This is a genomic window from Roseibium sp. (assembly GCF_051016195.1).
GTDB lineage: Bacteria > Pseudomonadota > Alphaproteobacteria > Rhizobiales > Stappiaceae > Roseibium.
In genome coordinates, this window is record NZ_CP134616.1 from 3569206 (window position 1) to 3582979 (window position 13774).

Here is a 13774-nt window from a genome sequence, read left to right on the forward strand (position 1 = left end):
GTCACAGACGCATCTTGGGAACGTCGCCACGCACGATCAGGCTGGCTTCCGTCGCGGAGATTATGTCGTCGATGGTCACGTCGGGGCCCGTTTCCTTCAAAACCAGGCCATCTTCGGTCGGCTCAATCACGGCCATTTCGGTCACGATCAGGCTCACCCGGCGCTGGGCTGTGAGCGGAAGCGTGCATTCGTGCAGGATTTTCGGTTTGCCTTTTGCCGTGTGAACCATCGCCACGATCACGTGTTTCGCGCCTGCAACAAGGTCCATGGCTCCTCCCATTCCCGGAATCATCTTGCCCGGCACCATCCAGTTGGCAAGATAGCCGCGCTCGTCCACCTGGAGCCCGCCGAGAACCGTCATATCGAGGTGTCCGCCGCGGATCAGGCCGAAACTCATGGCACTGTCGATCGACGCGGCGCCTGGAACGGCTGTGACAAAGCCGCCGCCCGCGTCGGTCAGATCGGGATCCTCCATACCTTCAGGCGGTCTGGAGCCGAGGCCGATGACGCCGTTTTCGGCCTGGAAGAAGACATTGACTTCCTTGGGCAGATAATTGGCCACCATGGAGGGCAAGCCGATGCCGAGATTAACCAGGGAATCGGGTTCAATTTCCTGTGCCACGCGCCGCGCGATGATTTCCTTAGCTTCCATCGGGCTGTCTCTCCAGAAGATGATCCACGAGAATACCGGGTGTTTTCACACTGTCGGGCGAGATAACGCCAACAGGTACGATTGTCTGCGGTTCTGCAATCACGGTCTCTCCCGCCAGCGCCATGATCGGATTGAAATTGTGGGCAGTGAGCGAATACTCGAGATTGCCCACATAGTCGGCCTGGTGTGCCGCGATCAATGCAAAATCCGCGTGGATAGGCTCTTCCAGCAGAAACGGCCGTCCCCTGACGGTGACGATCTGCTTGCCTTCCTCGACCAGTGTCCCGAGCCCAGTGGGCGTCAGGATGCCGCCAAGACCAACGCCTGCCGCGCGGATCCGTTCAACCAGCGTGCCCTGCGGGACCAGGTCGACCTCAATTTCGCCCAAGATCATTTTCTGCTGGGTTTCCGGATTGAGCCCGATATGGGAGGCGACAACCCTGGAAAGAGCGCCTGCCGAGACAAGCTTTCCGATTCCCCGGCCGGGCATCGCGGTGTCGTTGGCGATTACGGTCAGGTTCCGGGTTCCCCTTGCGACGATCGCATCGATCAGCCGGTGAGGGGAGCCAACCCCCATGAAACCGCCGATCAACAAGGTCGATCCGTCCGGAATGAGCTCGGCGGCCTGGGCCGCCTTGATGGCCTGTTTCATTGAGCGCGTCCTTGCAGTTCGATCCGTCGAAAGAAGGTTAGCGCCTGCCGGGGCTCATGAGAAATGAATATTGTGCGACGCAGTATTTTTACGGAACGGATGCGCTTTGGGTCCTGCCGGTCAGGCCGCGCTGTTTTCGATGCTGTCGGCGGCATAGTTTGCCGCGGCGAGAATCTTGTCATGATCCTGGTCATTGCGGGCAAGTGCGTTCAGCCCGAGGAGGCAGGCAAGCGCAAATGCGGTCAGTTCCTGGGCCTTGGCTTCGTCCCGGATGCCGTTCTCTCTCGCAAGTACGCCGTAAATCCTGCGTTCAAGCATCTTCATGCGCTCGCGAACCGGCTTGTTTCCGTCACCGCGATCATTGAGCACCGCCCCTGAAGAGGTCAGCAACAGGCAGCCGCGCGGGGTATTTTGTGTCATGAAAACGCCGACATGGCGCACGAGCGCAGCAACGGCCTTAAGCGGCTCAGCTTCCGCATCCATCTGGTCCAGTCCCAGCCGGGTGGCCTCATTCCAGTACTTCTCGAGAACGCAATGGAAGACGTCGTCCTTGCAGCCGAACGCAGCATAGAAGCTGCCGCGCTTGATGCCTGCAGCGTCCTGCAGATCATCTACCGATGTTCCCTGGTAGCCCTTCGACCAGAATACGTCGACGAAGGCGTCCAGCGCTTTTTCGGTGTCGAATGTTTTGGGGCGTCCGGCCATCTTGTCTCTGTTTATGGGCGGGCTCCGGCAGTGCACTGCCGGAGCCGGTCATTCATTGTGCTGCGGCGACCGCCGGTTGCCATTCGAATTTCCTGAACGGCGCGTCAACCGGTGTGTCTGCCAGGTGGTTCACGTAATTTGACATGACTTTCTGGGCAACGCCAAGAATGATGTCGAGTACCTGACGCTTGGAATAGCCCGCCGACAGGAAAGTGTTGACGTCGGCATCGGAGACAACTCCACGCTGGCGGACGACTTTCAATGTGAACTGGCGCAGCGCCTCGAGCTTGTCGTCTTCGAGCGGCGCTGCATTTCTCAGGGCTTCGACGACACCGTCATTGACCTTCTGCATATGTGCGATCGCCGTGTGCGCCGGCACACAGTAGTGACAGGCGTGCTCCACGTTGATCGTCATCCAGACCACTGTCTGTTCGACGACGGACAGGCTCGTCTTTTGAAAAAGCTCATGAAGTTTCTGATAGGCCTCCAGGTGCTCGGGCGACTCTGCCATCACCGCGTGAAGGTTCGGGATCATGCCGAACGCCTTGAGCGAATTTTCCAGCAGCGGGCGGCTGGCTTCGGGGGCGGTTTCCTGGGTGTGCAGTGTGAATTCCGTCATGTCTGGTCTCCGATTCAGGGTGGTCGACACCCGTTATGCCAATCTCTTGCAAACGGCATATGGGTATTCTGTACTGAGTAGTCAAAAATAAAGCCAGATAGAAAAACCGCAGAAATCTGGGTGTGGCAGACATGTTCACCCAAACGTGAAAACGCACTGTCCTTGAGAAAGGCGCCATTCTTCAGCGCCGGGGTTTTGCAGGTGCTCCTGCTTGACCTTCAACCGAAAGACACTTAAGCCGCTAGCGCCAGTCGGCCGGACAGCCGCTGCCGCAAGCGCCGAAAGGCCGCGGGAGAGGAAAGTCCGGGCTCCATGGAAACACGGTGCCGGGTAACATCCGGCGAGGGCAACCTCAGGGAAAGTGCCACAGAAAGCAAACCGCCCCGGCCTGCCGGGGTAAGGGTGAAAGGGTGGGGTAAGAGCCCACCGCGCTTCTGGTAACAGCGGCGGCACGGTAAACCCCACCGGGAGCAAGACCGAATAGGGACAGCACGATCCGGGAGAAATCCCGGAGCAGGCCGGTTTCCAGGCCAGCTGTCCGGGTTGGTTGCGAGAGGTGCCCGGTAACGGGCATCCCAGATGAATGGCTGTCGCGTCCGTTTCGACGGGCCATACAGAACCCGGCTTACAGGCCGGCTGGCATTTCTTTCCTATCCGGCTGCGTATTGCGGTGCGCTTGCCAGAAATTCTCCGTAGGCGTCTGCGTCCGGATAGGAAAACTGTTCGGCAAACGGGTTGGACCGTTTCGTCTTCCGGGCCCCCATGTCTGACAACAATTCGTCAAAATGCCGGAAATGGAAAGGCGCGGAGCACAATCCGCCATAGACCTTGGCAGCCGGCCGTTCCTTGCGGCGCCACTCAAGCATATCCTCGATGTTCCGCGTCATTTCCGTAGCGCTCGGCTGCCGGACCAGTTTGCCGTCCGCGTAGCGCACAAGCCAGTTTGCGATCATCTCGGCGGAGAGGATGGTGCAAAAACTGGAATTGAAACCGACGAAGCCCATGTCGGGCAAATCGGGGTTCACGGCCAACCTGTAAACACGGTATTGACCGTCAGGCTCGATCAGCTTGTCCTGAAACGCCTGTGCGAGGTAGGGGACGCCGAGCTTCCAGCCGACGGCGAGGATCGACAGATCGCAGGGGACCTTGTCGCCATTCGTCGGGACAACGTGATCTTGCTCGTAGTGGTCGATGGTTGCTCTGACGGGTTTGATTGAGCCGTCCTTGAAACCTTCGAAAAGGCCCGGCGTGACGATGGGCAGTGAACAGGACGCCTCCTTCTCGATCGGTGCGTCGGGCACCATGTCCCATTTCTTCAGCCCGAGTTGCAGTTTGAGCAGGGTCTCAAGACCCCGGAAGTTGGCCCAGATCAACGGCTTGAACGCGGTAAAGAGCGCCTTGCCCACGGGTGAACCTCCCCACCCGTTGAACTGTTGTTCCTGCGCGCGCATGTAGAGAAGCCGCTTGAAATTAATGCCGCCGACGAAATAGGGGACCCGCCAGACCGGCTCCCGATAGACCAGAGTAACCGAGCGCGCGCCGCTTGCGGCGGCGTTAACGGCAATATCCGTTGCGGACTTGGAGCCTCCGAGAACCACGACGTTCTTGCCTTCTGCCGTCGCCGGGTCGGTGTATTCAGAGCTGTGAATGACCTTTCGCCCTGAAGCCTCGAAGGCGTCCTGACCGGGATGCGTGATGATGTTCTTGTCGGAAAACTGACCCGTGCAAACCGCGACAAAATCAAAGTCCTGCGTCTGAACATTGCCGCCGGCCTCGATGGTGAGGGTCCAGCCGAGCTCCCCGTCTTGCCGTCGATCCATGGAACGGACATTCGTGTTAAGCCGAAAGAGGCGTGCCAGCTTGTGCCTGTCGGCATAGGCATGAAGATAGGCATGGACCTGTGGTCCTTTCGGCCATTCGGGATAGTCATCCGGCATGGCAAGATCAGTGTACCGGTACAGATCCTTCGGAGACTGGGTCTGAACGCCAGGATAGGACCGGGACGGTTCCCACACACCACCGAAATCGTGGCTTCGCTCAAACCCGAAAACCCGGTGGCCGCGTTCATCGAAAGCCTTGGCAGCGGCAAGGCCGCTCACGCCGCCGCCGATGATGGCGACGTTCTTGCGCTTGGTCATGTCAAATCCCTCCTGAAACCTTGAGATCCGTTCAAGCCTGATCCGGTGGGGGGAGGAAGTCGACTTCGTGCAGCGCTGACAATCTGACGAGCTCCTGCGGATCGGTGACGCCGTTGAGGGCAACGAACAGGTCGAACAGCTTGCGCGCCGGGGCAACGCCGAAGACGCAGGTTGCTGTGTTGCCGGACCGATTGAAAATCCCGTGTGCTTCCCCCATCGGCATCCTCACGGTGTCGCCCGCTTTCGCCACATGGGTCTCGCCGCCCATTTCGACTTCCAACTCGCCTTCGCGCATGACAATCCATTCGTCCTGGGTCGGGTGGACATGCGGCGGGACAAAGCTCTCCGCCGGAACCACGGCGTGCCAGATGAAGACGTTGGCGCTGTGAACCTTGGGTTTGTAGGTCTGACCGACGACGTTCCAACTGATGTCGTCAAGGCCTGCGCCCGCGGATGTAATACCAGCTCCATTTTGCATTTCGTTCCCCTCCGAGAAGCAATCTATTGGCGGTAAAAATGCTAACTGCGGCTCCCGGAATGTTTTATCCAGATTGCGAAAAAATCTGACGAGATGCAGTAATTCGCCGCTTTGACCGGCCCAAATGCTTGAACGGACTGCAGGCGCGCGGCATGATTTGGCATGCTACGGTTCGCACACCAACCGCCGCTTGGCGACTTCAACTGCTTTGAAACGCTTGACGTTGACGAAGCACGCGACATCGTCGCGCGCAGTTTCTGCAGTCACAGGCTTGAGCGGATGTCTGCCGGCGATCACTTCAATGCCTGCCAGAACAGGGTCGACGGCAAGCGTGTTTCCCTGAATTACATCCGCTACGGGGCCGACGTAACCATCGATCCGGGCGAACTGTCCGACTTCTATCTGATCCAGATACCGATTGCCGGCAGGGCGGACGTGCGTAACGGCACCCGTTCTGTCTGCTCGACACCTTCCATGGGGGTGGTTCTGAACCCGGACCGGCATACCACGATGCGCTGGCGTGCAGGGTGTGAACAGGTGCTGGTGCAGATCGAAAGACCCTACGTCGCCGAAATTGCCACCCGCATGACAGGTCTTGGCGTAAGCGCGATCCGTTTCCATCCGGGTCTCGACATGAAACGGACTGCGGTCGCCGTTTGGGCAAAGCGACTGCGTGGCCTATTCGGAGCTGCGGCGGGTGGGCATGTATTCCGTGACCCGAAATGCCTTCAGCAAGGGCAACTGGAAGAGGCTCTGGTTACGTCGTTGCTGGAAGCGCAGCCCAACACGATGTCACATTTTGTCAATGAGACGCCAACAGGAGCTGCCCCTGCAGCCGTCAAGAGAGCGTTGACACTGATCAACGAAAGGTTCGATCAGGACATCAGCCTGCTGGATATCTGTGCGTTCGCAAGGACAACTCCGCGCAATCTGCAGATCCTGTTCAAGCGGGAGCTGGGATGCAGTCCGATGGAACATCTCCAGGACGTGCGTCTCAATTTCGCGCGGCACCTGTTGTTGGCGGACAACGGCAATCGCTCCGTATCGGAGATCGCCGAAAGGTCCGGGCATCGGCATGCTGGACGGTTCTCGCAGGCCTACAAGGCCCGTTTCGGGGAAGTGCCCCGGGAGACATTGCGCCGGCGCTTCTTCTGCTGATCTGGGACGCGTGTTTTGCGTAGAATTTCCAGATAAATTTTCGACCGGATGGAAGGAATTCTCATCTTAGGTGTTTTATGTAATCGTTTAATTTTTTAAATTAAAATTTGCAAAAATTGTGGCTCTTCGGTCACTTAATCACCTTGAATATTTAATCTTTTGTCCATGTTGCTATCTCTCTTACTGCCTAGCCTTGATTCGTTTCAATCAATACAGGTGGGAGAAAGATGGAAGGCACGTTTGAGGATTTTCTTGCTGTGCTGCTTGCCTTTGAATCGGGCTGGGACAGGGACCGCTACAATGCCGGGGTCATTCAGGACTGGCAGCTGGACCAGTGGGCCGGAGGCGGCGTCGAGACCCGGTTTCCGCAATATACCAGTTGGTCGCAACTAACGGACGCCGAATGGGAAACAATGGCGTACCAGTCGATGAACTCGCTCGGGTTCGTCGGTTTCCAGTTCGGCGAGGCTCTGCTGATTGATCTCGGTTATTACGATGACAGCGTCTTTTACGGGAACGGGGCGGCAACGAATACCTGGGACGGAACCTGGACCGGCAAGAATGGCGTGACCTCGCTCGAGGAATTCACGACCAAGGAAGCACAGACCGTCGCGATCCAGGAGGCCTTTGGTTACAATCTTCAGGTTCTGGAAACGCAGCTCGCCGGCAGCGGCCAGTCTCTGAGCGATTTCATCGGCCAGACGGCCAGCTATACCCAGACCGGTCAGACCGTCACCGTGGAGCTGACGCTGACCGGCATTCTGGCGGCGGCCCACCTGCGGGGCGCTTGGGGCACGGCGTCTCTCCTTCAGGGCGGAGCCGTCAGCACGGACGAATACGGGACATCGATCCTTCAGTACATCGATCAATTCGGCGGCTATTCCTCGCCTTCGATCGCTGAGATGATCTCCTTCTATGAAGACCGGCTCACCGGTGATGAAGGGCTCGGCACACCGGGTGAAATGCCGGGGGGAACACCTGGAACAGGTGACCCGGGCGGCAATGGCGATGCGGGCGTTTCGGAAAACGACGCCGATGTGGTCATCACCTGGACCTGGGGCCGGGACGAGGTCGTGACCGGTTTCGATCCGGCAAACGACACGATCTTCATTGATTGGATCGGCGCTGCGGATCTGGTCGTTTCGGAAACGGCCCAAGGTATCGTTTTTGCCGTTCCCTCCAACAACCAGACCACGACACTTGCCGGTGTCCAGCTGAGCGATTTGACCAGCGCGAATTTCACGATCCTCGATGCAACGGCGGCAGCTGAGGTTCTGGCTTTGGTCGGTGAGGATACGGGGGCACCTGACGAGCCGGACACACCTGACGAGCCTGCCGAACCGGAAATACCGGATGTGCCGGATGAGCCGGACAGCCCGGACGAACCGGACACTCCTGATACCCCGGCGCCACCGGCAACGCCCGACAGCTGGAACGGCACGGCGGGTGTGACGGCTGCGACGGCCAGCGTGGTGATCACCTGGTCCTGGGGAACGAACCGCAGCATCGCAGACTTCGATCCGCAAACCGACACGATCTTCATTGACTGGTTCGGTCCTGAGGCGATCGAGATGGCGGAAGAAGGTGGCAACACCGTCTTCACGATGGCGTCCAACAATCAGACTCTGACGCTGGAAGGTGTTGTTCCGGGAGACCTTTCTTCGAACAACTTCACGATCTTGAGCGAGGCGACCGGTCAGGAGATCCTGTCCCTCATCGGCGGCGGTACCTCGGGTCCCGCAGATCCGGATGATCCTGTCGATCCGGATCCGGCCGGTCCGGGAGATCCGGTCGCGCCTCAGATGATCATGATCATGCCGGGCAGCCCGTCTCGGGTGATCGAAACCTTCAATCCGGCCACGGACATGCTCCATCTGGAAGGTGGCATCATCGCGGAACGGCTCGAGTTCGCGGATTATCCGCAAACGATTGCAGATGTTTCCGCTGGCCTGACAGTGCGTGTTCTGACCCCGACGCGAGAGATTGCGAGTGAGACAGTTCTCGTCGGCGTTGATGCCGCGGACCTCACCATGAACAATTTCATGGTTGCCGAGGAATCCGCGTTGAATGAGGTCGCAACGCTGCTCGGGCAATCGGTTGAGACCCCCGACACGGGCGGCTTCGATGTTGTTTACGACACAGACGGGTCCAATCCGCCGGTTCCCTCCGGCGCAAGCGCGCTGGGCGGCGTGACATGGGCGGCTGAATTCGGCGCGGACGATATCATCGGCTTCAATCCTGCGGCGGACGAGATCGACTTCGGTAACGCGTCGGTTCATGGCCTGATCCTGACCATGACACCTGCGGGCGAGCCAGTGATCGACAATCCGTGGGGGCCGGGCATGCAGATCCTCCAGGGGGTACAGCTTTCCGAGCTGTCGATCGGGAGTTTCGGAGTTGTCGGCAACGAACATCTCAGGCAGGACCTTGGCGGAATTCTCTCCTGGGAGACCGGGATCGGGCCGCGTGATAGCGACACGGTCTACCTCCGCTCTCATGAATACGGCGAAAGCGAAGTCATAAACGGCTTTGACCCGGCGACGCAGAAGATCAGTTTCCTGTATTTCGGAACGCGGGAGCGTCTGAGCGTGGAGGATACGCATGAGGGCATGGTCATCAGCTCCCTGCCGAGTGGGCAGAGTTTTGTCTTCACCGGCGTTTCAAAATCCAACCTCATCCCGGGCAATGTCGAATTCCATCATGACCAGGTGATGGAAGACAATCTGGAAGCGCCGTTCGGTTTCGATCAGGATGATGTCACGCTGGTCTCGCGGAGTGCCCTCCTGACCCCCGAGGCACCTCCGGGTGAGACGACGGATGGTCATCAGGTGAGAGACGGCGTCGGTACCGGGTCGGAGCCCGTGCCGCCGGAAACACCTGATACCCCCGATACCCCGGATCAACCGGTCGTTCCACCGGTCACTGGCGGCGACATCGTGCTTCGGGATGGAGCAGACACTGTCCTGGTGACCTGGGACTGGGGGCGCAAGTTCGCCGTCAAGGCCTTCAACCCGGCAGAAGACAGTCTGAATTTCAGCAGTCTTGGAGCATCGGACATTTCCATCAAGGAGGCTTCCGAAGGCCTTCAGATCACGGTCGAAAACAATGGCGGTCACAGTCTGCTTCTGGAAGGGGTTCAGGCGGAGGACCTGTCTTTGGCCAATCTGAGGGCAGCCGGCTGGAACACAGTTGTTACGGATGCCGGCGGGGTTGCCGATCAACTGGAGAGTCTTGGAAATTCCGATTTGCTCGGCTGATCCGCACGAGCGCCATCGCATTGAAAACGCCGCGCATCTGCGCGGCGTTTTTGTTCTCCACAGGTCATTCACACAGGCCGTTTCGGGCGGCAGTTTTTGCCGGGTTGAGGCAGCGTGAAAGTCAAAACCTCCGTAATCCTGCGAATCTGATTCTTTAAATCTGTCAAGGCTTCATTAAGCATGTTTCAATTAACGTCATGCGATGGGGTCGTGAGCGATCAAATCCAGCCAGAATCCATGGGAATCCATTGACTGCCCATGTTTTCCCATGATATCCCATAATGACCCAGAACGGGGGATGCGGACCCATATTGACGCGGTCCGGGGCATAAATTGACGGCTCGGCAGGAGCTGGTTTTGCAAATTGCATGTCCTTGGTCGCGTTGACCGTTTCTTTCGAAGGGTGATTAGGGGATTTCGACAGGTGGGGACCTGTCTGAAGGGGATTTATGGCCGGATTTGTTTCTCACTTTACCAACCGGCTGGATGCCAAGGGTCGCGTGTCGATCCCGGCACCCTTCCGGTCGGTCTTGGCGAGAGATGGATTTGAAGGACTTTATTGCATCACATCTGCGCATTGCGACGCCGTCGACGCCGGCGGAAACGATCTGCTTGCGGAAATCAGCAAGCGCTCCGAAGCGTTTGCAAAGCTGTCTCCGGACCATGATGCCCTGGCGGTCGCCCTATTCGGCGCAAGCGAGAACCCGAAAATCGATGGGGATGGACGCGTGACCATTTCCGACATGATCAAAGAGCATACCGGGATTACCGATCAGGTCACCTTCGTCGGGTTGAATTACAAGTTTCAGATCTGGGAGCCGGAAAAGTTTCGCGAGTACCGCGCTGAGGCCCAAAGACGTGCGCTCGCGATGTTGTCGGGGCAAAGCCCCGCACCTTCACAGGGAGAGCCGTCATGATGGGGCTCGGCGACAGAAACGCTGCTTCTGCCGCTGGCGGACCCGAGCGCCACGTGCCGGTTCTCCTGAGTGAGGTCCTGGACTGGCTTGATCCTAAACCCGGTGAATTGATTGTCGATGGAACATTCGGCGCAGGTGGGTATACACGCGCCATATTGGCGAAGGGTGCGCGGGTGGTCGGCATCGATCGTGACCCTGACGCAATTTCCGCAGGGCGTGTTCTGGAGCAGGAAGCGCAAGGCGCGCTGATGCTCGTATCCGGCCAGTTTTCCGATCTTGAAGATCATGCGCGCAGCTGCGGTTTTGACGCTGTCGATGGTGTTGTTCTCGATCTCGGCGTTTCGTCGATGCAACTGGATGAAGCGGAACGCGGGTTCTCGTTCCTGCGCGATGGACCGCTGGACATGCGGATGGAGCGGGCAGGCCCGTCTGCCGCCGATGTCGTCAATGATCTGCCGGTCAGGGACCTGATCCGGGTCATCGGTTTACTCGGCGAGGAGAAGCGGGCGACCTCCGTCGCGCATGCCATTGATAACGCGCGCAAAGAGAAGCGGTTCGAAACAACGCTTCAACTTGCAGAGCTTGTCGAAAAGGTTCTCGGGCGGTCGCCCAAAAAAGCACAGATCCACCCCGCGACGCGCACGTTCCAGGCGCTGCGGATCTACGTGAACGGCGAACTGCACCAGGCCGCCGAAGCGCTGGGCGCAGCGGAACGTATTTTGCGCCCGGGCGGGCGTCTCGTGCTGGTGAGCTTCCATTCGCTGGAAGACCGGATCGTCAAGCGGTTCTTCCAGGACCGGACCAGAACACGCGGCGGCGGATCCCGCCACATGCCGGAGGAGGAGGTTCCTCCGGCGACGTTCGAGCTTCTGACCCGCAAGGCAGTTGAGGCAAAGGCAGGAGAGACGGCAGGCAATCCAAGGGCGCGCTCGGCAAAGCTGAGGGCGGGGCGGCGCACGAATGCGCCCGCGCGCGCCATGGATATTCACGCTGCCGGTGTTCCGCGGCTCGCGGAATTTCACGGGCTTGGGGGCTGACGATGGTACGCACGCTGAACATCCTGTTCATTCTCGCCGTCGTGATCGGTGCAGCGACCGTTTACGACATGAAACTGGCGGCGACAAAGTCTGCTGCCAAGGTCGCCGAACTTCAACGACAGATCGATGAAGAGCGTAACGCGATCCGGAACCTAAAGGCGGAATGGAGCCTCTTGAACAAGCCCGACCGGCTTCAGGGGCTTGTCGAACGGTACAACACCTATCTCGAACTGGATGCGCTCGACGTGAAGCAGATCGTTGTTCCCGAAGACCTTCCGGCGCGTCCTGTCATGCTTGAACCAATCGGCGGTTCCAACCAGATGGGCGGCTATGCCGGCTCATCGGCTGCGATCCAGTAGGGGGCCCCGATGACGATCGTCAGCGAACCGGCAAGCTTTCTTCAGGTCAAGCGCTCCAACCCGAGGATCGCGCGCGGCTCGGTCTCTTCGAGCGCGGTGAGGTCACGTGTCATCGTCGCGATGATGGCATTCGCCTGTGTCTATGCCGCAATAGCCGGGCGGCTCGTGCATCTGGCTCAGATGGAAGAAGCGCCGTCTCGCGCCTGGATCTCGGCACAAGATTCCGTCAACGCTTCCCGACCGGACCTGATTGACCGGAACGGCGAGATCCTCGCTACCGATATAAAGACCGCGTCGCTTTATGCGGAGCCGCGCCGGATCATTGATGTCGACGAAGCGGTCGAGGGGCTGACAAGGGCCTTGCCGGAGCTGGACGAAAAGCTGGTGCGTCGCCGCCTCGAAAGCGGTGCCGGGTTTGTCTGGCTGAAGCGCGAAATGACGCCACAGAAAGCGGACGAGGTCCACAATCTCGGCCTTCCGGGCATCGGTTTCCTGTCTGAAAACCAGAGGTTCTATCCGGGTGGTCCGACAGCGGGGCACATTGTCGGATCTGTGAATGTCGACAATCAGGGTCTTGCCGGGATTGAAAAGCACATTGACGACGAGTGGCTGGCGGATCTGCAGTCGCTGGGATTTGCGTCCGACAAGTCGATGGAGCCGGTCAGGCTTTCCGTGGACCTACGCGTTCAGCACGTGGTCCGCGACGAACTGGTCAAGGCAATGGAGCGCTACCGCGCAATTGCCGCCGCCGGCATCGTTCTGGACGCCAAAACAGGCGAAGTCGTCGCCATGTCGTCATTGCCGGATTACGACCCGAACGACCGGTCTCAGGCCCTTGAGCGCGACCGGTTGAACCGTGCGACCGGCGGTGTCTTCGAAATGGGCTCGGTGTTCAAGGCGTTCACAACTGCGATGGCCCTCGATTCCGGATCTGTCTCAATCAATGACAGCTTCGATGCAACGCGTCCGATTCGTGCTGCGGGGCGGACGATTTCGGATTTCCACGGGAAAAACCGCATCCTGTCCGTGCCCGAGATCTTCATCTACTCGTCCAATATCGGTACGGCCAAGATGATGCTGGCAACCGGGGTTGCACGACAGAAGGAGTTCCTGGAGCGGCTTCACCTGACGAAGCGGCTCACCACGGAACTGCCCGAAAACGCGGCCCCGCTTCTGCCTCCGAAGTGGAATGAGCTGGCCGCCATGACCATCTCCTTCGGCCATGGCCTGTCTGTTACCCCGATGCAGACGGCGGTTGCTGCCGCGGCTGTGGTGAATGGCGGCAAACTGCTTCCACCCACGTTCCTGCCCCGGTCTCAGGAACAGGCGCAAGTGGTTGGAAAACAAGTTATTTCTCCAGATGTCAGCCGCATGATGCGATACCTGTTCCGTTTGAATGTTCTGAACGGATCCGGTCGCCGCGCAGACGTGCCCGGGTACACGGTCGGCGGCAAGACCGGCACTGCGGAAAAGATTGAAAACGGCCGTTATGTCAGCAACAAGCGGCGCAATTCCTTCCTGTCAGCCTTTCCGATGGATGATCCGAGATACGTTGTTCTCGTGGTCATCGACGAACCCAAACCAGAGCGCAAGGGCATTGGTGCAACCGCGGGATTGAACGCGGCACCGACGGTCGCCGCAATCGTGAGACGCTCAGCCCCGATGCTCGGTGTGATGCCACGTTTCGGCAAGGGGGATGAACCGATCGAGATTTCCTATTAAGGAGACATAAGGAAGCAAGGCACCGGCGGGGTCGCAGCCGATTACCGGTGCTAGCGCATTCACAATGACGACGCACAAAC

12 protein-coding genes and 1 other RNA gene are annotated in these 13774 nt (G+C 58.9%); 7 read left to right on the forward strand and 6 right to left on the reverse strand.

Annotation, left to right across the window (positions count from 1 at the left end; all coding sequences use genetic code 11):
• Position 1: 1 nt before the first annotated feature.
• From RDA78_RS16275 to RDA78_RS16290, 4 genes are all read right to left on the reverse strand, one after another.
• Positions 2–652 (reverse strand): 3-oxoacid CoA-transferase subunit B, encoded by a 651-nt coding sequence (locus tag RDA78_RS16275; RefSeq protein ID WP_434050870.1) that lies wholly within the window; start codon positions 650–652, stop codon positions 2–4.
• Positions 642–1304, reverse strand: a complete 663-nt coding sequence (locus RDA78_RS16280) for a CoA transferase subunit A (protein ID WP_434050871.1) — start codon at positions 1302–1304, stop codon at positions 642–644. The genes RDA78_RS16275 and RDA78_RS16280 overlap by 11 nt, the downstream gene beginning before the upstream one ends.
• A gap of 120 nt (positions 1305–1424) precedes the next feature.
• The gene (locus RDA78_RS16285; protein ID WP_434050872.1) at positions 1425–2009 is read right to left on the reverse strand and encodes a TetR/AcrR family transcriptional regulator; all 585 of its coding nucleotides are present in this window, start codon (positions 2007–2009) and stop codon (positions 1425–1427) included.
• Positions 2010–2061: 52 nt separating this feature from the next.
• Complete coding sequence (locus RDA78_RS16290; protein ID WP_434050873.1) at positions 2062–2628, reverse strand: carboxymuconolactone decarboxylase family protein; 567 nt, start codon at positions 2626–2628, stop codon at positions 2062–2064.
• A gap of 247 nt (positions 2629–2875) precedes the next feature.
• Here RDA78_RS16290 and rnpB point away from each other — a divergent pair.
• An RNA gene (gene rnpB, locus RDA78_RS16295) (RNase P RNA component class A) lies at positions 2876–3272 on the forward strand.
• Between the two features lie 6 nt (positions 3273–3278).
• Here the strand turns inward: rnpB and RDA78_RS16300 are convergent.
• Positions 3279–4766, reverse strand: a complete 1488-nt coding sequence (locus RDA78_RS16300; protein WP_434050874.1) for a flavin-containing monooxygenase — start codon at positions 4764–4766, stop codon at positions 3279–3281.
• A gap of 31 nt (positions 4767–4797) precedes the next feature.
• On the reverse strand, positions 4798–5244 hold the full coding sequence (locus RDA78_RS16305) for a cupin domain-containing protein (RefSeq protein WP_434050875.1): 447 nt from the start codon (positions 5242–5244) through the stop codon (positions 4798–4800).
• A gap of 162 nt (positions 5245–5406) precedes the next feature.
• On the opposite strand from RDA78_RS16305, the gene RDA78_RS16310 reads away from it, so the two are divergent.
• The 6 genes from RDA78_RS16310 to RDA78_RS16335 all read left to right on the forward strand — a co-directional run bounded on the left by RDA78_RS16310 (position 5407) and on the right by RDA78_RS16335 (position 13694).
• Entirely contained in the window at positions 5407–6402 is a 996-nt protein-coding gene (locus RDA78_RS16310) for a helix-turn-helix domain-containing protein (RefSeq protein ID WP_434050876.1), read from the forward strand.
• 227 nt (positions 6403–6629) lie between these two features.
• Positions 6630–9659, forward strand: a complete 3030-nt coding sequence (locus RDA78_RS16315; RefSeq protein ID WP_434050877.1) for a hypothetical protein — start codon at positions 6630–6632, stop codon at positions 9657–9659.
• Between the two features lie 449 nt (positions 9660–10108).
• Positions 10109–10576, forward strand: a complete 468-nt coding sequence (locus RDA78_RS16320; protein ID WP_319383139.1) for a division/cell wall cluster transcriptional repressor MraZ — start codon at positions 10109–10111, stop codon at positions 10574–10576.
• Positions 10573–11613: a 16S rRNA (cytosine(1402)-N(4))-methyltransferase RsmH gene (gene rsmH / locus RDA78_RS16325; RefSeq protein WP_434050878.1), complete on the forward strand. Its 1041-nt coding sequence runs from the start codon at positions 10573–10575 to the stop codon at positions 11611–11613. The genes RDA78_RS16320 and rsmH overlap by 4 nt, the downstream gene beginning before the upstream one ends.
• Before the next feature lie 2 nt (positions 11614–11615).
• Positions 11616–11972 carry a cell division protein FtsL gene (ftsL, locus tag RDA78_RS16330; RefSeq protein WP_434050879.1) on the forward strand — a complete coding sequence of 119 codons (357 nt, stop codon included), beginning with the start codon at positions 11616–11618 and terminating at the stop codon, positions 11970–11972.
• Between the two features lie 9 nt (positions 11973–11981).
• Positions 11982–13694: a peptidoglycan D,D-transpeptidase FtsI family protein gene (locus RDA78_RS16335; RefSeq protein ID WP_434050880.1), complete on the forward strand. Its 1713-nt coding sequence runs from the start codon at positions 11982–11984 to the stop codon at positions 13692–13694.
• The last annotated feature ends 80 nt before the right edge of the window (positions 13695–13774 follow it).

Excerpts from the sequence above, each read along its gene's own strand:
- RDA78_RS16305 (WP_434050875.1), bottom strand. The coding sequence starts at position 5,244 with ATGCAAAATGGAGCTGGTATTACATCCGCGGGCGCAGGCCTTGACGAC.
- RDA78_RS16310 (WP_434050876.1), top strand. The coding sequence starts at position 5,407 with ATGCTACGGTTCGCACACCAACCGCCGCTTGGCGACTTCAACTGCTTT.
- ftsL (WP_434050879.1), top strand. The coding sequence starts at position 11,616 with ATGGTACGCACGCTGAACATCCTGTTCATTCTCGCCGTCGTGATCGGT.
- RDA78_RS16280 (WP_434050871.1), bottom strand. The coding sequence starts at position 1,304 with ATGAAACAGGCCATCAAGGCGGCCCAGGCCGCCGAGCTCATTCCGGAC.
- RDA78_RS16300 (WP_434050874.1), bottom strand. The coding sequence starts at position 4,766 with ATGACCAAGCGCAAGAACGTCGCCATCATCGGCGGCGGCGTGAGCGGC.
- RDA78_RS16285 (WP_434050872.1), bottom strand. The coding sequence starts at position 2,009 with ATGGCCGGACGCCCCAAAACATTCGACACCGAAAAAGCGCTGGACGCC.
- RDA78_RS16320 (WP_319383139.1), top strand. The coding sequence starts at position 10,109 with ATGGCCGGATTTGTTTCTCACTTTACCAACCGGCTGGATGCCAAGGGT.
- RDA78_RS16275 (WP_434050870.1), bottom strand. The coding sequence starts at position 652 with ATGGAAGCTAAGGAAATCATCGCGCGGCGCGTGGCACAGGAAATTGAA.
- rsmH (WP_434050878.1), top strand. The coding sequence starts at position 10,573 with ATGATGGGGCTCGGCGACAGAAACGCTGCTTCTGCCGCTGGCGGACCC.
- RDA78_RS16315 (WP_434050877.1), top strand. The coding sequence starts at position 6,630 with ATGGAAGGCACGTTTGAGGATTTTCTTGCTGTGCTGCTTGCCTTTGAA.
- RDA78_RS16290 (WP_434050873.1), bottom strand. The coding sequence starts at position 2,628 with ATGACGGAATTCACACTGCACACCCAGGAAACCGCCCCCGAAGCCAGC.
- RDA78_RS16335 (WP_434050880.1), top strand. The coding sequence starts at position 11,982 with ATGACGATCGTCAGCGAACCGGCAAGCTTTCTTCAGGTCAAGCGCTCC.